The sequence below is a fragment of the Actinoallomurus acanthiterrae genome (assembly GCF_054775715.1).
The window spans coordinates 8,822,215-8,841,929 of the sequence record NZ_BAAHCO010000001.1 but is presented as its reverse complement, the minus strand read 5'-3'; the positions used below and the strand labels follow the sequence as shown (position 1 = coordinate 8,841,929).

The 19,715-nt window shown below is 72.3% G+C and carries 18 protein-coding genes; 11 read left to right on the top strand and 7 right to left on the bottom strand.

Annotated features, from left to right (window positions below; translation table 11 throughout):
* Window positions 1-187: 187 nt before the first annotated feature.
* On the bottom strand, window positions 188-1,141 hold the full coding sequence (locus ACYVF7_RS41595; RefSeq protein WP_460351491.1) for a cyclase family protein: 954 nt from the start codon (window positions 1,139-1,141) through the stop codon (window positions 188-190).
* Window positions 1,142-1,411: 270 nt separating this feature from the next.
* On the opposite strand from ACYVF7_RS41595, the gene ACYVF7_RS41590 reads away from it, so the two are divergent.
* The 4 genes from ACYVF7_RS41590 to ACYVF7_RS41575 are packed head-to-tail and all read left to right on the top strand — an operon-like array spanning window position 1,412 to window position 6,428.
* Window positions 1,412-2,869, top strand: coding sequence for a sugar ABC transporter ATP-binding protein (locus tag ACYVF7_RS41590; protein ID WP_460351490.1), 1,458 nt, complete (start codon window positions 1,412-1,414; stop codon window positions 2,867-2,869).
* A complete protein-coding gene (locus tag ACYVF7_RS41585; protein ID WP_460351489.1) occupies window positions 2,866-4,167 on the top strand; it encodes an ABC transporter permease in 1,302 nt (433 codons plus the stop codon). The genes ACYVF7_RS41590 and ACYVF7_RS41585 overlap by 4 nt, the downstream gene beginning before the upstream one ends.
* On the top strand, window positions 4,151-5,467 hold the full coding sequence (locus ACYVF7_RS41580; RefSeq protein ID WP_460351488.1) for a substrate-binding domain-containing protein: 1,317 nt from the start codon (window positions 4,151-4,153) through the stop codon (window positions 5,465-5,467). The genes ACYVF7_RS41585 and ACYVF7_RS41580 overlap by 17 nt, the downstream gene beginning before the upstream one ends.
* Window positions 5,415-6,428, top strand: coding sequence for a prephenate dehydrogenase (locus ACYVF7_RS41575; protein ID WP_460351487.1), 1,014 nt, complete (start codon window positions 5,415-5,417; stop codon window positions 6,426-6,428). The genes ACYVF7_RS41580 and ACYVF7_RS41575 overlap by 53 nt, the downstream gene beginning before the upstream one ends.
* Here ACYVF7_RS41575 and ACYVF7_RS41570 read toward each other — a convergent pair.
* Window positions 6,355-7,722 carry an MFS transporter gene (locus ACYVF7_RS41570; protein WP_460351486.1) on the bottom strand — a complete coding sequence of 456 codons (1,368 nt, stop codon included), beginning with the start codon at window positions 7,720-7,722 and terminating at the stop codon, window positions 6,355-6,357. The two genes, ACYVF7_RS41575 and ACYVF7_RS41570, sit on opposite strands and share 74 nt — an antisense overlap.
* A 100-nt stretch (window positions 7,723-7,822) precedes the next feature.
* Complete coding sequence (locus ACYVF7_RS41565) at window positions 7,823-8,446, bottom strand: GntR family transcriptional regulator (RefSeq protein ID WP_460351485.1); 624 nt, start codon at window positions 8,444-8,446, stop codon at window positions 7,823-7,825.
* Window positions 8,447-8,603: 157 nt separating this feature from the next.
* Between ACYVF7_RS41565 and cmk the strand changes: the two genes are divergently transcribed.
* Complete coding sequence (cmk, locus tag ACYVF7_RS41560; protein WP_460358400.1) at window positions 8,604-9,317, top strand: (d)CMP kinase; 714 nt, start codon at window positions 8,604-8,606, stop codon at window positions 9,315-9,317.
* Window positions 9,310-10,686 (top strand): ribosome biogenesis GTPase Der, encoded by a 1,377-nt coding sequence (gene der, locus ACYVF7_RS41555; RefSeq protein WP_460351484.1) that lies wholly within the window; start codon window positions 9,310-9,312, stop codon window positions 10,684-10,686. The genes cmk and der overlap by 8 nt, the downstream gene beginning before the upstream one ends.
* Before the next feature lie 15 nt (window positions 10,687-10,701).
* On the opposite strand, the gene ACYVF7_RS41550 is transcribed toward der, so the two are convergent.
* Both ACYVF7_RS41550 and ACYVF7_RS41545 read right to left on the bottom strand, forming a co-directional pair.
* Window positions 10,702-12,129: a purine-cytosine permease family protein gene (locus tag ACYVF7_RS41550; RefSeq protein WP_460351483.1), complete on the bottom strand. Its 1,428-nt coding sequence runs from the start codon at window positions 12,127-12,129 to the stop codon at window positions 10,702-10,704.
* Between the two features lie 2 nt (window positions 12,130-12,131).
* Entirely contained in the window at window positions 12,132-13,307 is a 1,176-nt protein-coding gene (locus ACYVF7_RS41545) for a serine hydrolase domain-containing protein (protein ID WP_460351482.1), read from the bottom strand.
* 86 nt (window positions 13,308-13,393) lie between these two features.
* On the opposite strand from ACYVF7_RS41545, the gene ACYVF7_RS41540 reads away from it, so the two are divergent.
* Window positions 13,394-14,332, top strand: a complete 939-nt coding sequence (locus tag ACYVF7_RS41540; protein WP_460351481.1) for a LysR family transcriptional regulator — start codon at window positions 13,394-13,396, stop codon at window positions 14,330-14,332.
* Between the two features lie 34 nt (window positions 14,333-14,366).
* Here the strand turns inward: ACYVF7_RS41540 and ACYVF7_RS41535 are convergent, their stop codons facing one another.
* Window positions 14,367-14,783: an STAS domain-containing protein gene (locus ACYVF7_RS41535; protein ID WP_460351480.1), complete on the bottom strand. Its 417-nt coding sequence runs from the start codon at window positions 14,781-14,783 to the stop codon at window positions 14,367-14,369.
* Window positions 14,784-15,130: 347 nt separating this feature from the next.
* On the opposite strand from ACYVF7_RS41535, the gene ACYVF7_RS41530 reads away from it, so the two are divergent.
* From ACYVF7_RS41530 to ACYVF7_RS41520, 3 genes are all read left to right on the top strand, one after another.
* A complete protein-coding gene (locus ACYVF7_RS41530) occupies window positions 15,131-16,216 on the top strand; it encodes an S-(hydroxymethyl)mycothiol dehydrogenase (protein WP_460351479.1) in 1,086 nt (361 codons plus the stop codon).
* Window positions 16,213-16,842: an MBL fold metallo-hydrolase gene (locus tag ACYVF7_RS41525; protein WP_460351478.1), complete on the top strand. Its 630-nt coding sequence runs from the start codon at window positions 16,213-16,215 to the stop codon at window positions 16,840-16,842. The genes ACYVF7_RS41530 and ACYVF7_RS41525 overlap by 4 nt, the downstream gene beginning before the upstream one ends.
* A 251-nt stretch (window positions 16,843-17,093) precedes the next feature.
* A complete protein-coding gene (locus tag ACYVF7_RS41520; RefSeq protein ID WP_460351477.1) occupies window positions 17,094-17,438 on the top strand; it encodes a hypothetical protein in 345 nt (114 codons plus the stop codon).
* Window positions 17,439-17,849: 411 nt separating this feature from the next.
* On the opposite strand, the gene ACYVF7_RS41515 is transcribed toward ACYVF7_RS41520, so the two are convergent.
* Window positions 17,850-18,647: an IclR family transcriptional regulator gene (locus tag ACYVF7_RS41515; protein ID WP_460351476.1), complete on the bottom strand. Its 798-nt coding sequence runs from the start codon at window positions 18,645-18,647 to the stop codon at window positions 17,850-17,852.
* Window positions 18,648-18,779: 132 nt separating this feature from the next.
* Between ACYVF7_RS41515 and ACYVF7_RS41510 the strand changes: the two genes are divergently transcribed.
* Window positions 18,780-19,715, top strand: a complete 936-nt coding sequence (locus ACYVF7_RS41510; protein WP_460351475.1) for a 5-dehydro-4-deoxyglucarate dehydratase — start codon at window positions 18,780-18,782, stop codon at window positions 19,713-19,715.

Genomic DNA, 19,715 nt, shown 5'->3' with positions numbered 1-19,715 from the left:
CTTCGCTCCGGTCGCTTCGCTCCGGTCGCTTCGCTCCCTGCGCTCCTCAGTCCAGACGACGCGCGACCGCTCTGTTCGATGGCGCTCGCTTCGCGAGCGCGGGAGCGGTCGCCCAATGCGTCGTCTTCCCTCGTCGCTCCGGTCGCTTCGCTCCCTGCGCTCCTCAGTCCAGACGACGCGCGACCGCTCACAGCACGGCGACGGGGGTGACGGGGGAGCCGGTCGCGCCGGGGATGTTCAGCGGGGAGACGACGAGCAGGAACTCGTATCGTCCCGCCGCGCCGCACGCGCCGGACAGCCGCTCCAGGTCGAGGTTGTCCAGGAGCGGCACGCCCATCGCCGCGATGGCGAGGGCGTGGACGGGGGAGTGGACGCCTGCCACCGGAGAAGGCCGTACGTCACTGTCGCCGTCTCCGCCGAGGAGCGCGATGCCCCGCTCGGCCAACAGGGGCACGGCGTCGACATGGAATCCCGCGCTCGCCCCGGACGGGTCCCACGGCCCGACGGCCGCGCGGCGCCGCAGGTGGCCCGAACGCAGCAGCACGGCGTCTCCTTCACCGATCCGCAGGCCGAACGCCGCTTCGGCGGCGAGGACGTCCGCGGCGTGCACGGCCTGCCCGGGTTCGAGCCAGTCGACGCCGCGGACCGCGGGAAGGTCGAGCAGCACTCCGCGGGCGACGAGCGGGCCGAGCCGGTCGACCGACCCGTACCGCGCCCCGGCCGCGTCGATCACCTCGCGCGAGGCCGGCCCGCCGAAGAGCCGTCCCTGGTAGGCGATGTGCGCGAGCGCGTCGAGGTGGCTGACCGACTTACCGTGGTAGTCGACGCCGATGAAGTCCTTGTGACAGGTGGGTTCGGGCGCCTCGACGTCGCCGAGCTCGGTCATGTGGTGCAGCGCGGGCCGCTCGTTGTCCTGCGCGGGAGCCGTGCTCCACGGCCGGGCCAGCGGGACGACGACGCCCGAGCGTACGAGTGTGGCGGCGGCCAGCACGTGACGCGCGCCGACGAGGTTCCAGGCGCCTCGCTCCGGGTCCGGCCACCGGTCCCAGGCGCGCACCGCCGCGAAGAGGCGATCGAATGCGGCGCGCGACACCGCCGGTCCGTTGTCGGGCGGCCCGTCCGCCTCCGAGCCGTCGCCCATGAGCGTCACGGCGTGCGGACCCGGCCGGGCGACCGGCGACCGCCGCCCTCCTTCCTTCCGCCACTTTACGGCGGGAGGCCCGCCCCGCCGCGACCGATGGCGAGCACTTGACCAGCGCCTTTGTACGATGAAAGACAACTGGGCGAGCGCGAGCGGGGGGCCCGCCGGGACGGGAGTTCCGCGGAGAAGTCGGTGTACGACACTCCAGTCGATCGTTTCCCGGGTCCGACTGCCGAGGCGGCCGTGGACCCTCTCCTCCGGATCCGTGGGTTGCGTAAGAGGTTCGGAGGCACTGTCGCGCTGGCCGGGGTCGACCTCGACCTCCGCCGCGGCAGCGTCCTCGCGCTGCTCGGGGAGAACGGCGCCGGCAAGTCCACGCTGATCAAGATCCTGGCCGGCGTCCACCACGCCGATGAGGGCCGGGTCACCGTCGGGGGTCATCCTCTCGGCACGGAGGCCGCCACGCGCGCGATGTCCTTCATCCACCAGGACCTGGGCCTCGTCGAGTGGATGACCGTCGCCGAGAACATCGCCCTGAGCGACGGCTACGCGCTCCGCCACGGGATCATCTCCTGGCGCCGGACCCGTGATCGCTCGATCGCGGCCCTGCGGACCGTCGCCGCCGACCTCGACCCCGACGGTCCCGTCACCGGTCTCACCCGCACCGAGCGGTCCCTCGTGGCCATCGCCCGCGCCCTGGCGACCGACGCCCAGGCGGTGATCCTCGACGAGCCGACGGCGAGCCTGCCGGCGACCGACTGCGCCCGCCTCTTCGCGGTGCTGCGAACGCTGCGCGACCAGGGGCGCGGGATCATGTACGTCACCCACCGGCTCGACGAGGTCGCCGAGGTGGCCGACACCGTGGCGGTCCTCCGCGACGGGCACCTCGTCCGGTACGGGCCGGTCCCCGACGACGCCGACGACCTGGTGCGCGACGTTGTGGGACGCGACCTGGGGCGCCATCGTCGCCGCACCTCCCGGACCGGTGAGGTCGTGCTGGCGCTCGCGGACGTACGCACCGAGCGGGCCGGGCCGGTGAGCCTCGAGCTGCGTGCCGGTGAGGTGCTCGGCCTGGTGGGACTGACGGGCGCCGGCCACACCGATGTCGGCCGCGCGGCGGCCGGCATGTGCCCGATCCTGAGCGGGGACGTCCTCCTCGACGGCCGGGCCCGCGCGATCAGGTCGGCGTACGCCGCCGTCACCGCGGGCATCGGCCTGGTGACCAGCGACAGAGCCGGGGCGGCTCCCCACCTGAGCGTCGGGGAGAACCTCCTGGCCAACCCGCGCGCCCGGGGGCTGTCGCCGGTGAGCCTGGTCGGGACCGGCAGAGAGCGCACCGGCGCGAGCCACCTGCTGCAGCGGTTCGGCGTACGCCCGCCGGACCCCGAGGCGCCGTTCGCGGCCCTGTCGGGCGGCAACCAGCAGAAGACCCTGACCGGGCGGTGGCTCGGGCTGCGCCGGCGCGTCCTGGTGCTCGAGGAACCGACCGCCGGCGTCGACGTGGCCGCCCGCGCGGAGATCTACCGGCTGCTGGACGACGCCCTGGCCCGGGGCCTGGCCGTCCTCCTCGTCTCGAGCGACGTCGACGAGGTCGTACGGCTGTGCGACCGGGTCCTGGTGTTCACGCGCGGCGTGGTGAGCGCCGAGCTGTCCGGTGCGGCGCTCACGGCCGCCACGGTCGTCCGCGCCGCGTCCGCCGGGCCCCTGCCGGGGAGGGCGGGGCGTTGACGGCCCCTCCGAGCCGTTCCCGTCGCCGGTCCGCCGCGCACCGGATCGGCAGCTACGGACTGCTCGCCCTGGGCGTCGTGCTGTTCGCCGTGTTCTCGGTGACCCTGCCGGAGACCTTCCCCACGATGGCCACGATCACCTCGGTGCTGTCCAGCCACGCGATCCCCGCGATGCTCGCCCTGGGCGCGACGATCCCCATCGTCGCCGGGAGGTTCGACCTGTCCATCGGCTACGGCCTGGGGCTGTGGCACGTGCTCATCCTCCAACTCATGATCGTCGACGGCTGGCCGTGGCCGGCGGCGTGCGCGGCGGCGCTCGCCGGGGGCACACTAATCGGGGCGATCAACGGGTTCCTCGTCGAGTTCGCGCAGATCGACTCGTTCATCGCCACCCTCGGCACCGGCAGCGTCATGTACGCCATCAGCGGGTGGACGACCCACGGAGGCCGGATCCTGCCCGGCCCGAGCGGCCTTCCCCTGGCGTTCACCGACCTGTACGACATGACGTTCCTCGGCGTGCCCCTTCCGACCTTCTACGTGCTGCTGCTCGCAGCCGTGCTCTGGCTGGTCCTGGAGCGCCTTCCCCTCGGCCGATACCTCTACGTCATCGGAGACAACCCGCGGGCGGCCGAACTCGTCGGCATCCCGAGCCGCCGGTACATCGTCTACGCCTTCGCCGCTTCAGGGGTGATCACCGCGGGCGCCGGCGTCCTGCTCGCCTCCCAACAGGAGATCGGTGATCCGAGCGTCGGGCTCGAGTACCTGGTGCCCGCCTTCGTGGCCGCTCTGCTGGGCTCCACCGCGATCAGGCCGGGGCGGCCCAACGCCCTCGGCACCCTCGTGGCGGTCGCGGTCCTGGCGATCGGCCTGGCGGGGATCGGCCAGCTCGGCGCGGAGTTCTGGGTGACGCCCCTGTTCAACGGCGTGACCCTCCTGATCGCGGTGGGGCTGGCCGGCTACTCCGCGCGGCGCCGGGAGCGCGCCCACGTACGGCCGCGCGCGGCACCCGCGCGCCCCTCCGGACGAAAGGGCGGATCGGCCACGAGCGCGCCGCCGGCCGGGAGCGCGTCGCCGGAGGGCAAGGCGTCACCGGCCGGATCGGCGTCGCCGGAGAGGAGAGCGTCCCCGGAGGGCAAGGCGCCGCCGGCCGGGAGGGCGTCCCCGGAGGGAAGGGTGTCACTGGAGGGAAGGGTGTCACCGGAGGGGAGAGCCTCACCGGAGGAGAAAGCCTCGCCGAAGGGGAGGACGTCGCCCGCGCCGCCGTCCGGGGAGGGAGGCGCACGTGGACCGCGTACCTGAGCGCGTTCGGCACGCGCCGGCGGCGATGATCGCGCTCATCCTGCTCGTCCTGCTCGGCTGCGGATGCGTGCGGCGGCCGGCCGGTCAGGGGAGCGGCTCATCGGCCGCCGGGTGCCCGCGGGTGCTGCAGGCGGCGAGACAGGCCGTCGCGCGTGCCGAGGCGGCGGGGACGGTGTGGGACGGTCCCACCACCGGTCCCCGGGCGGTCCCCGGCAAGCGCATCGTCGTGATCGCCGAGTCCATGACCAATCCGGGCGTGGCCGGGGTCGCCATGGGCGCCCAGGGGGCCGGGCGCTCGATCGGCTGGGACGTCCGGATCCTCGACGGGCAGGGCGGCCCCGCGGGCATCAAGGCGGCGTTCGGGCAGGCGATCGCCCTCCGGCCGTCCGGGATCGTGATCGCCGGTTTCGACCCCGCCTCGGTGGCTCAGGAGGTCGGCCAGGCCAACGCGGCGCGCATCCCGCTCATCGGCTGGCACGCGCTCGCCGCGCCGGGCCCGAGCGCCGCGCCCCGGCTCTTCACCAACATCACGACCCGGGTCGAGGACGTCGCCCGCATCAGCGCCGACTGGGTCATCGCCGACTCGAACGGCCGGGCCGGCGTCGTGATCTTCACCGACTCCTCGATCCCGTTCGCGGAGCGGAAGTCCCAGCTGATCAAGCAGCGGGTGCTGGCCTGCGCCGACGTGAGGCTGCTCGCCTACGAGAACATCCCGATCCCGGACGCGACCACCCGTACCCCCCAGGAGGTGGCCTCGCTCCTGGCCCGATTCGGCGACCGCTGGACCCACTCCGTGGCGATCAACGATCTCTATCTCGCCGACGCGGCGCCGGCCCTGCGGGCGGGCGGCAGGAAGGGCGACGGCCCGCCGTACTCGGTCGGCGCGGGTGACGGCGATCCCTCCGCGTTCGCGCGGATCCGGAGCCGGCACTATCAGGCGGCGACCGTGCCGGAACCGCTCGACCAGCAGGGCACCCAGATCATCGACGAGTTCAACCGCGCGTTCGCCGGCCCCCGAGCGGCTACGTCGCGCCGGTGCACCTGGCCACCATCCGCAACGTCGACGAAAGAACCTCCTGGAACCCGAAGGGCTACCAGGAGGCGTACCGGCGGATCTGGGGCGCGTGACGCAGGCCCGGCCGGCCCGATCGCCGGAATCGATACGCTGGTACCCCCATCGGGAGGTGAGACCCATCGGCGCACTTCGGCGGATCGTCGTCATCGGCACCGGACTGATCGGCACATCCGTGGCCCTCGCGTTGCGCGAGCGCGGCGTCGAGGTGTTCCTCACCGACCGTGATCCGGCGTCCGTGCGCCTGGCGGCCGAGATCGGCGCGGGCACGCCGCTGCGCGCCGGGGACGAGCCGGCCGACGTGGCGGTGGTCGCGGTTCCGCCCGCGGCGGTCGCGGCGACCCTGCTGGACGCGCAGAAGCGCGGCCTGGCCCGCGTCTACACCGACGTCGCGAGCGTGAAGGCCCGGCCTCTGTGGGAGGCCGCCGAGCTGGGCTGTGACCTGACCTGTTTCGTCGCTGGGCATCCGCTCGCCGGCAGTGAGCGCTCCGGGCCCGCGGCCGCCCGCGGCGACCTGTTCCTCGGCCGGCCGTGGGCGCTGTGCCCGACGGCCGGCACCGACCCCGCCGCGCTCGAGACCGTGACGGCCCTGGCCCGCGAGTGCGGGGCCCAGACGGTCGTCGTGGACGCCGAGGAGCACGACCAGGCCGTCGCGCTGGTCTCCCACGCGCCGCACGTCGTCGCGGCGGCCGTCGCCGCCCGCCTGGAGCAGGCCCCGAAGGTCGCGCTGGGCCTCGCCGGCCAGGGCGTGCGCGACGTCACGCGCATCGCGGCCGGCGACCCGGAGCTGTGGATCGGCATCCTCGGCGCGAACGCCCTGCCGGTGGCCGAGGTGATCGAAGAGGTCGCCGCCGATCTGACCTCCACCGCCGCCGCGCTGCGGAGGGGCGCCGGACCGGGCGTCTCCGACCTCCTGAACCGTGGCGGCACGGGCCGCCGCCGGCTGCCCGGCAAGCACGGCGGGCGGCCGGGGGCCTACACCGTCGTGTCCGTGGTCATCCCCGACCGGCCCGGCGAGCTCGCGCTGCTGTTCCAGGCGGCGGGCGTCGCCGGGGTCAACATCGAGGACGTCACGATCGAGCACTCGCCCGGCCGGCCGGTCGGTGTGGTCGAGCTCAGCGTCGATCCATCGGCGGCGCAGCGGCTGGCCGAGGAACTGCGGGCCCGGGGCTGGTCCGTCCCCGGCTGACACGCCCACCGTCGGCGGGCCGGCGGCGCAGCAGCAGCGCGACCCGTACGGCGCCGATGACGACCATGGCGGTCATCGGGAGGAAGGCGACCTGGAAGGCGCCGGCGTCGTAGTGACCGCCGGTGGCGTCGAGGAGCATGCCGGCGCTGAGCGATCCGGTCACGGCGGCCGAGAATCCTCCGACGTTGACGATCCCCGAGGCCATGCCGCCGCGGTGCGGAGGGTTGGCGTCGCGGGCGAAGTCGAAGGCGAGCATGGAGGCGGCGCTGCCGACGGCGCTGATCAGCACGAGTCCCGCCGCCAGCGGCCCGGGCAGGTGACCGCCGGGCCAGGTGATCGCGATGAGCCAGGCGAGGGCGAGGACGGAGGTGACGCCGATGATCAGCCGGCCGCGCAGGTCGGGGCGGCGGCCGCCGAGCCAGCCGACCAGGGGCGCGGCGACCATGGGCGTCGCCGCGCCGAGCGTCAGGACGAGCCGGGCCGTCCCGGGCGCCATCCCGAGCCCCTCGACCAGGTACGGGTAGCCCCACAGCGTGGCGAGCATCATGAAGGACGACATCGTGGCGAAGTGCGTCCACAGCCCGGCGCGGGTGCCGCGCGCGGCGAACACCGCCCGGACGTCGGCCAGGACGGAGCCGCCGTTGGTGGAACGTTCCATGGGTCCGCCCGGGTGGTCGCGCACCCACCGCCACACGACGATCGTCAGCAGGGCGCTCACCAGCCCCACCCCGAGGAAGGTCGGGGTCCAGCCGAACGCCCGCAGCGCGGCGGACAGCGGCGCGGTGCCGACGATCTGCCCCAGCGCCCCCGTCATCCCGGTCAGCGCGATGAGCAGCGCGAACCTCCGGCGGGGGAACCACGACGCGATCAGCCGGATCACGTTGATGAACGTGAGGGCGTCACCCAGCCCTACCAGCGCCCGGCCGAGGACCGCCAGCGGCATCGTCGTCGCGAACGCGAACAGCGCCTCGCCGAGCGCCATGGTGAGGAGGGCGATGCAGAGCATCCGCCGGGGTCCGAACCGGTCGGCCATGACCCCGCTGGGGATCTGCATGACCATGTAGACGCCGAGCTGCAGGATCGCGAAGGTCGACAGGGCGGTCGCGTCGATGCCGAAGCGCTGCTGGGCGGCGAGTGAGGCGACGCCCAGGCTGGTCCGGTGGAAGAAGGCCGTGAGGTAGACCGCCGCGGCGACGGCCCAGACACTCCAGGCTCGGCGTCCGCCGAGCGGGTGTCCGGTGGCCTTCGGCGCGGAGGTGATCGTACGGGGAGCGGTGAGAACCGCGGGATTCAAGGGGGGCCTTCCTGGGGTGTTGATGGTGGCGCGCGGTCATGCGTGCTCGCGCGGGGCCGTGACCGTGGTCATGCGTGCTCGCGCGGGGCCGCGAAGGTGGTCATGCGTGCTCGCGCACGGCCGTCACCGCGGTCTGCAGGTGACGGTGGATCGCACTGCGGATCCGCCGGCGGTCGCCCGACCGTACGGCCTCGAGGATCTCGCCGTGTTCGTGGATCGCGGTCGCCGTACGGTCCGGGTCGTCCGCGGTGAGCCGGGCCATGCGCAACTGGCGGTCGCGCAGGGCGTCGTACAGCTGGATGATGATCTCGTTGCCCGCCGACGCGACGATCGCCCGGTGGAAGCAGCGGTCGGCGCGGGCGAACTCCCGGCCGTTCCCGGCCTCGGCGTGCTCGCGCATGGCCTCGAGGAACCCCGTTAGCTCGGTGATCAGCGCCGGGTCGAGCGACGCCTTGCCGGCGGCGAACGTCTCCACGAGCTCCCGCGTCTCGAGCACGTCGGAGATCTCCTTGGGGGAGACCGGCAGCACCAGCGCGCCCCGCTTGGGATAGAGGCGCACCAGCCCTTCGGCCTCCAGACGGAGGAGGGCCTCGCGGACGGGGGTACGGGACACCCCGACGGCAGTGGCGATCTCACCCTCGCTGAGCAGCGCGCCGCCCGGGTAGGCGCGATCGAGGATGGCCTGCTTGACATGGTCATAGGCCCGGGAGGTGGCTGAGGTCATCTTGTATCTATGTTACATACAAGACGTATGCGACGCCCCCCGGGGTCCGGACCACCGCTCCGGCGGCTCGGCCACAGCTGGACCCCGGGACCGGTAGCCTCAATCGTTGGCCGGTCGGTATGTAGATAAGGAAGCGAACGTGACGCTCGTCATCGCCATGGACGGTCCATCCGGGTCGGGTAAGTCCAGCGTCTCCAAAGGCGTGGCGCGCGCCCTAGGGCTGCGCTATCTCGACACGGGCGCGATGTACCGCGCCATGACGTGGTGGGTGCTCCGCGAGGGCGTGGCACTCGACGACCAGGCCGCGATCGCCGCCCGGGCGGGCGAGCCCATGCTGGACTCCGGCACCGACCCGGCCGCACCAACGATCACGGTCGACGGCGTCGACGTGTCCGGCCCGATCCGCGGGTCGGACGTCACCGGCGCGGTGAGCGCCGTCGCCGCGGTCCCGGCCGTCCGCGAGCGCCTGGTCGCTCTGCAGCGCGAGATCATCGGGACGGGCGGCATCGTCGTCGAGGGCCGCGACATCGGCACCGTCGTAGCGCCGGACGCCGAGGTCAAGATCTACCTCACGGCGAGCGCCGAGGCGCGGGCGCAGCGCCGCAACGCCGAGGTCAGCGGGGCGACGATCGCCGCGACCCAGGCCGACCTGGCCCGCCGTGACCACCTCGATTCCACGCGCAAGGTCGACCCGCTCGCGCAGGCGGCCGACGCGATCGAACTCGACACGACCAGCCTCGGCCTCGGCGAGGTCATCGAGGAGGTCCTGCGCATCGCGCGCAAGCACACCGCCGGCGCCGACGGCGATTCGGCACGACAGGCGAGCTCCCGGGCCGGCGAGCCGCCCACGAGGAGCGAGACGAGTGAGTGAATTCCAGCATGCCGAGGCGATCGACGTCGCGGTCGAGCACGACGTCGCGCCGCCGCCGGTCGTGGCCGTCGTCGGGCGGCCGAACGTCGGCAAGTCCACGCTCGTCAACCGCATCCTCGGCCGCCGAGAAGCGGTCGTCGAGGACGTCCCCGGCGTGACCCGCGACCGGGTCGCCTACGACGCCACCTGGAGCGGACGGCGGTTCACCGTCGTCGACACCGGCGGCTGGCTGCCGAACGCCGAGGGCCTCGCGGCCGCCGTCGCCGACCAGGCGCGGCTCGCCGTCGACGCCGCCGACGTCGTGCTGTTCGTGGTGGACGCCACCGTCGGCTCGACCGACACCGACGAGGCCGTCGCCGACATCCTGCGGCGCGCCAAGAAGCCGGTCGTGCTGGCCGCCAACAAGGTCGACGACCCCCGGACCGAGGCGGACGCGACCACGCTGTGGTCGCTCGGCCTCGGCGAGCCGCTGGCCGTCTCGGCCCTGCACGGGCGGGGCAGCGGTGACCTGCTGGACGCCGTCCTGGAGGCCCTGCCCGAGGAGGCGCCGCCGGAGACGTTCGGCGCCGCGGGCGGCCCGCGCCGGATCGCGCTGCTCGGCCGGCCCAACGTCGGCAAGTCCAGCCTGCTCAACAAGCTGGCGGGGGAGAACCGGGTGGTCGTCGACGCGGTCGCCGGCACCACCCGCGACCCGGTCGACGAGCTGATCGAGCTGGGCGGCCAGACCTGGCGGTTCATCGACACCGCCGGCATCCGCCGGCGCGCTCGTGAGAACCAGGGCGCCGACTTCTACGCGACGCTGCGCACCCGATCCGCGCTGGAGCGGTCCGAGGTCGCGGTCGTCCTCGTGGACGCCAGCGAGCCCCTCGCCGAGCAGGACCTGCGGATCATCTCCATGGTGATCGAGTCCGGCCGCGCGCTCGTCCTCGCGTTCAACAAGTGGGACCTCGTGGACGAGGAGCGCCGGCACTACCTCGACCGGGAGATCGACCGGCAGCTCCACCACGCCCGCTGGGCCCCGCGCGTCAACATCTCGGCCCGTACGGGACGGCACGTGGAGAAGCTCGTCCCGGCCATCGAGACGGCCCTGGCCGGCTGGGGGGAGCGGGTGCCGACGGCCCGGCTCAACTCCTTCATGAGCGACCTGGTCGCCGCCAAGCCGCACCCGGTGCGGGGCGGCAAGCAGCCGAAGATCCTCTTCGCCACTCAGGCGAGCGTGCAGCCGCCGAAGTTCGTCCTGTTCACGTCGGGCTTCCTGGAGGCCGGATACCGCCGGTTCGTCGAGCGCCGGCTCCGCGAGGACTTCGGCTTCGACGGCACCCCGATCGACATCGGCATGAAGATCAGGGAGAAGCGCCAGCGCAAGTAGGGGTCACCGCACGTATCAGCCGGCCTCGTCATCCGCGCCGACGGGGACCGGCTGGGTGCTGTCGGGTCGACCGTGGGCCTGTGCCCGGCGGTCGGCCCTTGCGCAGCCGTAGTACAGGACGGTCGCTACGACGAGGCCGATGATCCAGGAGATGTCGGCGCCGCCGAGACGCTTGACCATCGGGCCGGTGTACAGCGGAGTGCTGATGAACGGGATCTGCGCTGCGATGGCGATCAGATAGGTGACGATGGCGGGCCCGTTGACCAGGCCGTACGTGCCGCGGATCTTGAACAGTTCGCCGATGTCGTAGTGCCCGCGGCGGATGACGTAGTAGTCGGTGAGGTTGATCGCGGTCCAGGGCACCAGCAGATACAGCAGGAACAGCGTGATGTCCTGGACCGTGGTGAGGATGTGCCCCTTGGCCAGCAGGGTCGCGGCGGTGACCAGCACTGAGGTGACGAGGATGAAGACGGTCCGGACGCGGGCGTTCGCGGACCCGTGGCCTCTGGCCGAGATCGCGCTCATCGCGGTGAGGTACATGCCGTAGTTGCCGTACACGCCGGCGGGGATGATCCCGATGACGATGGCGAGCAGGATGCCCGAACCCAGGCCCGGGACCTGGTGGCTGAGCATGCCGATGGCGTCGTCGCCGACCTTCTGGGCGCTGATGGTGGCGGCCAGGGCGCCGAGGATCATCACCCATGACGCGCCCAGGGCGGAACCGGCGTACGTCCACAGGAACGTGGTGCGGGACGGCGTGTTCTCAGGCATGTAGCGGGAGTAGTCCGACACGTACGGCGCCCAGGTGAGCTGCCAGGACACGAAGATCGAGATCGCGAGAAGGATGGTGCTGAACGTCGGCGCGTGGCCGCTGGGCAGGTGCGCGGGCAGATGGGAGCCGAGCGCGAAGGTGAGGATCACGAACACGACCGCGGACACGACGCTGACGACCCGGGTGGACAGGTGGATGAAGTTGTACCCGACGATCGCGATGACCGCAGGGACCGCGACTTGAATGATCACCGAGGCGGTCAGGGGGATGTGCGCCCAGTGGGCCAGGGCCTGACCGGTGATCACACCGCCTTCGATCTGGAAGCCCAGGTACATGGCGAGCACCATCGCGGCGGGTAGCAGGGCGCCGAGGAACCCGAACTGAGCCCGGCTCTGGATCATCTGCGGGACGCCGAGGCGGGGTCCTTGGATGGAGTGGTAGGCCATGAACAGGCCGCCGGCGAGGTTGCCGACCAGGATGGTGGCGATCGCCCAGGTCAGGTTCAGTCCGACGGTCACCGCGAGGACGCCGGTCACGAAGGCGGTGATCTGGACGTTGCTGGAGAACCAGATCGTGAACAGGTGCCAGGGTTTGCCGCGGCGTTCTTCGGCGGGGATGTAGTCGATGGAGTGGTGCTCGATGGCGTCGGTGAACGTCTGGGAGCGATCCATGGTCAGCTCTCCTGGGGGACGATGGCGGGGTCCGCGGCGGCGCGGGCGATGGCGGACAGAGCCTGAAGCTCCTGCGAGTCGTCCGGAACCGGGGCGTCCTCGGCGGAGAACTTCGCGACCAGCACGTCGGCCACCGGGTCCAGCCAGAGGTACTGGCCGAAGATGCCGACGGCGTAGAAGCCGCCGTGCTCGTCGCCCGGGATCCGCCACTGGTTCCTGTAGGTGCCGTGCCGGGCGGCACCGGGTTCCCCGCCGGTGTCGACCTGGCCCCCGCGCCGGGTGTCCTCGATCCAGGAAGCGGGGATGACGGACCGGCCGTCGCGGTATCCGCGGTCGAGCACGAGGCGCCCGAACCTGGCCAGGTCCCGGAGCCGCATCCCCATCCCCGCGCACGCGTAGGGAGTGCCGAACTCGTCGACGGTGATGAAGGCGTCGGCTTCGGCACCGATCCGCGACCAGATGGAACGCGTCATCAACTCCCGGTAGTCCAGGCCCGCGGCGCGTTCGAGAACCCAGGCGAGAACGTCGGTGGTGCCGGAGCAGTACTGGAAGCCCGCCCCGTGGACGCCGGCACCGCGGAGCCCTGCCAGGAACCGGCGGGTTCCCGCGACGTCACCCGGCCGGCGGGGCCGCCACCCTGCTGCGCGATCGCCCGCGTGAACCTCCGCGTCCGGGTTCAGGTACGCCATGTCGTAGTGCGGTGCGGCGGTCATGTCCAGGAGCTGCCGCACAGTGGCGCCGCCGAACGAGCCCCCGGCCAGCTCGGGCACGTACCGGGACGTTGGCGAGGCCAGGTCGATGACGCCCGCCTCGACGAGGCACCCGGCGAGCATCCCGCAGAAGGACTTGGAGATCGACATGACGATATGCCGCGTCGCGGGCGTGAAATCGCCGAGGTAGCGCTCGAACACGATCTGCTCGCCGCGCATCACCAACAGCGCGTCCGTGTGGGTACGCGCCAGGAACTCGTCCCCGCTGATCTCCGCGCCTCCGGCCGACGGCAGGGCGAGGGCGCTCCAGTCCAGCGGCTCGTCGGCATGGCCGAACTCGCGCGTCGGTCCGTCACCACGCGAAAGGAGAGCGCAGCGTACGAGCTGCTCCACGTGATGCAGGCCCTGGCGGTGGTAGGGCGGTGTCGCCCAGTTCCCTGGCAGTTGGTCGCGGTCGTCCCGATTCATGCCGACGATGGTGACTCCGGGTCCATTCATGTGTCCAAGACCTAATGTTCGGCCGTATCCATGCCTCATAGGTATGATGCGCGTCCATGGAACTACGTCACCTGCGTTACTTCCTGGCTGTGTCCGAGTGCGGGACGGTGACGGCGGCGGCCGCTCGACTCCACGTGGCGCAGCCGGCGGTCTCGCGGCAGCTGCACCGGCTGGAACGCGATCTCGGCGTGGCGTTGTTCACCCGGAACGGGCCACGCCTCGCATTGACCCGTGCTGGACGCCAGATGCGCGACGTCGCCGCCGACATCGTGACCAGGGCCGACCGGGCGACCATGGTCGCGCAACAGATGGCACACGGACTGTTGACCCGGGTGGCGGTCGCCGCGGCGCCGACCACGATCGAGTACGTCTTGGCGCCGTTCGTGGCCACACTTTCCGCGAGCGACCCCTTCATCTCGGTCGACTCGGTCGCCCCTGACGCCGTTCACGAAGCGGTGCTGGCCGGTCACGATCTCGGCGTGGCCGCGACCGCGCCCCCGACCGGCCGGCTGGTCTGGACTCGTCTGACGAGTGTGCCGCTGCGCGCCTACGTCGCACCTGATCACTCATGGGCTCGCCGGCGGACGGTGCCGCTGGAGGAACTGGTGCGTGCGCCGCTTCTCATCCCGCCGGCCACCGACCCGACTCGCCTCGCGCTGGACGAAGCGGTCACCCGGGAACAACTGCGCTACGAGAGGTACGAGCAGATCGCCTGGCCGCCGCTGAGCCAAGCCCTTGCCGCGGCCGGGCGCGGCGTCTCGATCGTCACCAACCTCGAGCGGTTCGGGGCCCACCCGATCTTCGTCACCGACCATCGCGGCGAGAAGGTCCTGCTGACCATTCATGCCTGCTGGGACCCGGACCACTACGCCGCGACCGCGCTGTCGGAACTCGCCGCGCGACTGGCGGCCTTCGCCGACACCGAGGTGCGGGAGGCGGCTCACTCGGTCGGTCAGCCCGCCGACGACGGGATCACGTCCGTCGCGAGTCGGTGATGATCCCGGCGTCACCGGACGCGGTGCGGGCGGATCACCGCCGGGGCTTGCGGCCGCGTCTTCGGGGGCCGGTGGTCGAGCAGGACAGCGAAGGCGCCGTCGCGGCGGGCCGGGGGTCCGGCAGGCCGATGGTGGTCGGAACGAGCCGGGCCATCGCAGTGAGGTCGAAGACCCGGCGTACCGTCCCCTCTTCCGGGATCGCCACGGAGAGGGGGATCGACAGGGCGGTGCTGCGGCCATGGGCCCGCACGATGACGTGGAGGCCGGCCGAGTCGAGGAAGCGGGTGCCGGTCAGGTCGAGGACCATCTCCGGGACCCCGCTGTTCAGCAGGCGGAGCACCCGTTCCCGGATGGCCGGAGCGTTGACCACGTCGACCTCTTCCGGGAAGTGCACGACGGTGACGCCGGAGCTCTGCTCCACCTTCAGATCGACCGTGGACAGATGTCGCATCGAAGATTCCACCTCACGGCTGGCCGGGATCGGGGGACGATCGCGTGACCGACTGATTGACCAAAAGTCAGGAACGCTGTGTCGCAATCGGAGCTCTACCCGTATAGCGCCGGGAGAATCCTAAAAAGTCCCTGGCCTGCGTCTTTCGTGCTATGTGTCGTGTACGGACCCGGATGGGGTTCGTACGACCCGGCCGTCCGGACGACTGCCAGGCCCGCATCCATCTGGCCTGCCGGTTTCGGCTGATGGAAGTCGCTGGCCGTGGCCGGGGTGGACATGCGTACGATCGGCGGACAGCCCTGAGCCGCCCGGCCGCGCCGCGGCCCGAGATCGGAAGGACGCCACGCATGGCGCAGGAAGTACGCGGAGTCATCGCCCGGGCCAAAGGCGCGCCGGTGGAGCTGACCACGATCCTCGTCCCGGACCCCGGACCCGGTGAGGCGGTCGTGAAGGTGCAGGCCTGCGGTGTCTGCCATACGGACCTGCACTACCGCGAGGGCGGCATCAACGACGAGTTTCCCTTCCTGCTCGGCCATGAGGCGGCGGGCGTCGTGGAGTCGGTCGGCGACGGCGTCACCGACGTCGCCCCGGGCGACTTCGTGATCCTCAACTGGCGGGCGGTCTGCGGCCGGTGCCGCGCCTGCCTGCGCGGCCGCCCCTGGTACTGCTTCGACACGCACAACGCGACGCAGAAGATGACCCTCACCGACGGGACCGAGCTGTCGCCCGCCCTGGGCATCGGCGCGTTCGCCGACAAGACCCTGGTGGCCGCGGGCCAGTGCACCAAGGTCGACCCGGCCGCCTCACCGGCCGCGGCAGGGCTGCTCGGCTGCGGGGTGATGGCGGGCCTCGGCGCCGCGATCAACACGGGCGGGGTCGGCCGCGGCGACACGGTGGCCGTGATCGGCTGCGGCGGCGTCGGCAACGCGGCCGTCGCCGGAGCGCGGCTGGCCGGCGCCGCGAAGATCATCGCCGTCGACCTCGACGACCGGAAGCTCGACCAGGCGAAGAAGCTGGGCGCCACCCACGCGGTCAACTCCGCCCGCGAGGACGCCGTCACCGCGATCCGCGACCTGACCGGCGGCTTCGGCGCGGACGTCGTGATCGACGCCGTCGGCCGCCCGCAGACGTACGAACAGGCCTTCTACGCGCGCGACCTCGCCGGTACGGTCGTCCTCGTCGGCGTCCCCACCCCGGACATGCGCCTCGAACTGCCACTGCTGGACGTCTTCGGACGCGGCGGCGCGCTGAAGTCCTCCTGGTACGGCGACTGCCTGCCCTCGCGGGACTTCCCGATGCTGATCGACCTGTACCTCCAGGGCCGGCTCGACCTGGACGCCTTCGTCTCGGAGACGATCCCGCTCGACGACGTCGAGGGCGCGTTCGAGCGCATGGGACGGGGCGAGGTCCTGCGGTCGGTGGTGACCCTGTGACCGCCCGCCTCGACCACATCGTCACCTCCGGGACCTTCTCCCTCGACGGCGGCACGTGGGACGTCGACAACAACGTCTGGATCCTCGGCGACGACGCCGAGGCCCTGGTGATCGACGCGGCTCACGACGCCGACGCGATCGCCGAGGCGGTGGGGGACCGCCGGCTGGTCGCCGTCGTCTGCACCCACGCCCACGACGACCACATCGACGCGGCCCCGGCCCTGGCCGCCCGCACGGGGGCGCCGATCCTGCTGCACCCGGCCGACCGGCCGCTGTGGGATCTCACCCACCCGGACCGCGCCCCGGACGCCGAACTCGCCGACGGGCAGACGCTCCGTGTCGCCGGCACCGAGCTGACGGTGCTCCACACGCCGGGGCACAGCCCCGGGGCGGTCTGCCTGCACGTCCCGGCGCTCGGGGCGCTGTTCTCCGGCGACACCCTCTTCCAGGGCGGCCCCGGGGCCACGGGACGGTCGTTCTCCGACTTCCCGACGATCATCGACTCGATCCGCGGCCGCCTGCTGACCCTGCCGCCGGAGACCGTCGTCCACACCGGCCACGGCGACGACACGGCGATCGGCGCGGAGGCTCCGCACCTGGAGGAGTGGATCGCCCGCGGGCACTGAGCCGGCGCCGGTCGGTAATCGATCAGACGGCGTGCTCCTCGTCGTTTCCGGGTGACGACGCGGCTCGTCCCCGCTGTGCAAGATCGGCATATTCCCAGGTCAGAGCAGGTTTTGCGATGCTATACCTCACACGCGCATAAGTTGAACTTTAAACTTATGCACGGGTAACGTCTTCCATGTCCCACCACCCAGGGACGCGCTCCCGGCGCCCTCCACCCACAAGGGCGCCGGGTCGACACAAGGAGATGACCATGAATCGGACCTTGGGACGGCGTGTCGCCACCGCGGCAGCCACACTCGCCGTGGCCGGCGGCGCGGCACTCGCGCTCGGCGGGACGGCCTCCGCGGCGTCCGTCCAGGACGCACACCGCACGACCGTCATCGCCCACTCGTCGGGTATCGCCGTACACGGCGACAACCGCGCCGACGACCGTTACCGCGACCATCGCGACGGCCGTTGGGACGGTCGCCGCGCCTGGGAGCGCCACGGCAGCGAGAGCCGGCGGTACCGCGTCATCCACCACCGGCTCTACTACTGGAGCCACGGCGCGTGGAGGCTCGTGACCTGGCAGACGCACGGTCACGACTTCCGCTGATCCTCGCCCAGACGGGAGCCCCTCCGGACGGCGCGCGACGCGCCGCCCGGAGGGTAGGCGGGGAACGGAGGAGGTCCAGCCAGACCCGGCACGGGAATCGCTCGGCAGTGGCGCCGAAGGGGGGCGCCACCGCCGAGCGGGACGTGCCGCACATCGCCGCTTCGACCCGCGGTGCCGGGGAGACGGAGCCGAGCCGGGCCCTCAAAGGGGAGAAGGCCTGGGGTGGCCGGTCATCGACCGGCCGTCGGCTCCAGTGAATCACCGCTCAGGGCCGCGGCGGCCGCCGCCGGTCCGGGACCGGTCACGGCATGGGGGTGCCGGACCGGAACCGGGCCGGCGTTGCACTGCGCGCCGACCGGGAACCGGCCGGCGCGGGCGTTGTGCGGACGCCTGAACGACGTCGAGGATCGGTCAGCGCCAGACGACGGAGAGGGCGGGGGAGGCCGTGGCGGTCTCGATCGCGGCGCGGACGTCCTGCAGAGCGGCGATGACGTCGCTCTCCAGCTCCGGCGTGAGGCGTGATTTGGGGATCGAGCAGCTGAGTGCGTCGGTGACGGCGGAGTCGTAGCGGAGGGCGACGCCGACGCAGTACAGGCCGACGGTGTTCTCGCCGTCGTCGACGGAGTAGCCGCGCCGCCGGGTCTCGGCGAGGTCGGCGAGCAGAGCGTCTCGGTCGCAGAGGGTGTGCGGCGTCAGCCGCTCCGGTTCGGCGGGGAGCAGGGCGTCGACCTCGTCGTCGGTGCGCTCGGCGAGGATCGCCTTGCCCAGGGATGTGGTGTGCACCGGCAGCCGCCGGCCGACGCGGCTGAACCGGCGGCGGTAGTGGTGGGACTCGCGCGTGGCGAGATAGACCATGTCCGTGCCGTCGAGCCGGGCGAAGTGCAGCGTCTCGCCGAGTTCGGTCGCGAGCGCGTCCAGGTGCGGCCTGAGCATGGCGAGCCGGGGGTCGTCGTCGAGGTAGGCGGTGCCGACGAGCAGGGCGCGGATGCCGATGGAGTACAGCGAACCGGTGGCGTCGGTGCGCACCCAGCCGCGGCCCACGAGGGTCTGCAGCAGGGCGTAGAGGCTGCTGCGGGGGATGTCGATCCGCTCGGCGAGGTCCCGGAGCGTCACCGCCCTGCCCTGGAATGCGGCGAGGGCCTCGAGGACCTCGACCGTCCGCCCGGCCGACTTCACATCGCGAACGCCCCGCGGTTGCTCCGTGCTCACTGATCCCCTCCCCGCCGTCCTGGCCGTCATCCTGTCATGTCCATATCGCGGGTGGATTGCGGCTTCTTGACGGACCTGCACTTTTACGTGCATAGTCTCCCAGCATAGATGCTGTCTACATATGGAGATGACGTGCACGATACGGACTCGGTCGTCGCAACGCGCACGGCTGCGCTCCGCGCGGGGATGGACCGCGCGGTGCTGTCCTTTCCGCTGACGGCGTTCTCCGCGAGCGGCGATCTGGACCTCGGCGCGTATCGGGCTCTCCTGGAGCACCAGCTCGCCGCGTCGCCCGGCGCGCTGTTCGTCTGCTGTGGCACGGGCGAGTTCTTCAGCCTCGATCTGGAGGAGTACGCCGCCTGCGTGCGCGCCGCCGTCGAGCTGGCCCCGCCGGAGATTCCCGTCGTCGCGGGGGCCGGGCACGGCGTCGCGCTGGCGACCCGGTACGTCCGGGCCGCCGAAGAGGCCGGGGCCGCAGCGATCCTCCTCCTGCCGCACTACCTGACCGAGGCCCCGCAGGCGGGCCTCGCCGAGCACGTACGGCGGGTCGCCGCCGCGACCACCCTGCCGGTGATCATCTATCACCGGGGACAGGCCCGGTACGCGGTGGACACCGTGACCGCCCTGGTAGCGGAGGTGCCGAACCTCGCCGGGCTCAAGGACGGCACCGGCGACATCGAGCACTTCCAGGCGCTGCGGCTGGCGACGCCGCCGGACTTCCTGTTCTTCAACGGCGTGCCGACGGCCGAACTGCAGGCCCGCGCCTACGCGGCGATCGGGATCCCCGCGTACTCCTCGGCCGTGCACGCCTTCGCACCGGAGATCGCCGGAGCGTTCCACGCCGCGCTGCGCGGCGGTGACCAGGCGACCGCCGATCGCCTGCTCTCCGGCTTCTACCTGCCCCTGGCCCGGATCCGCGACCGGACGGCAGGATACGCGGTGTCGCTCGTCAAGGCCGGGGCGCGGCTGCGCGGCCTGCCGCCGGCCCCGTACGCCCGCCGCTCGCCGACCCCGGCCCCGAAGACCTGGCCGACCTCGAGCGCGTCCTCGCCGCCGGCCTCGAGCTGA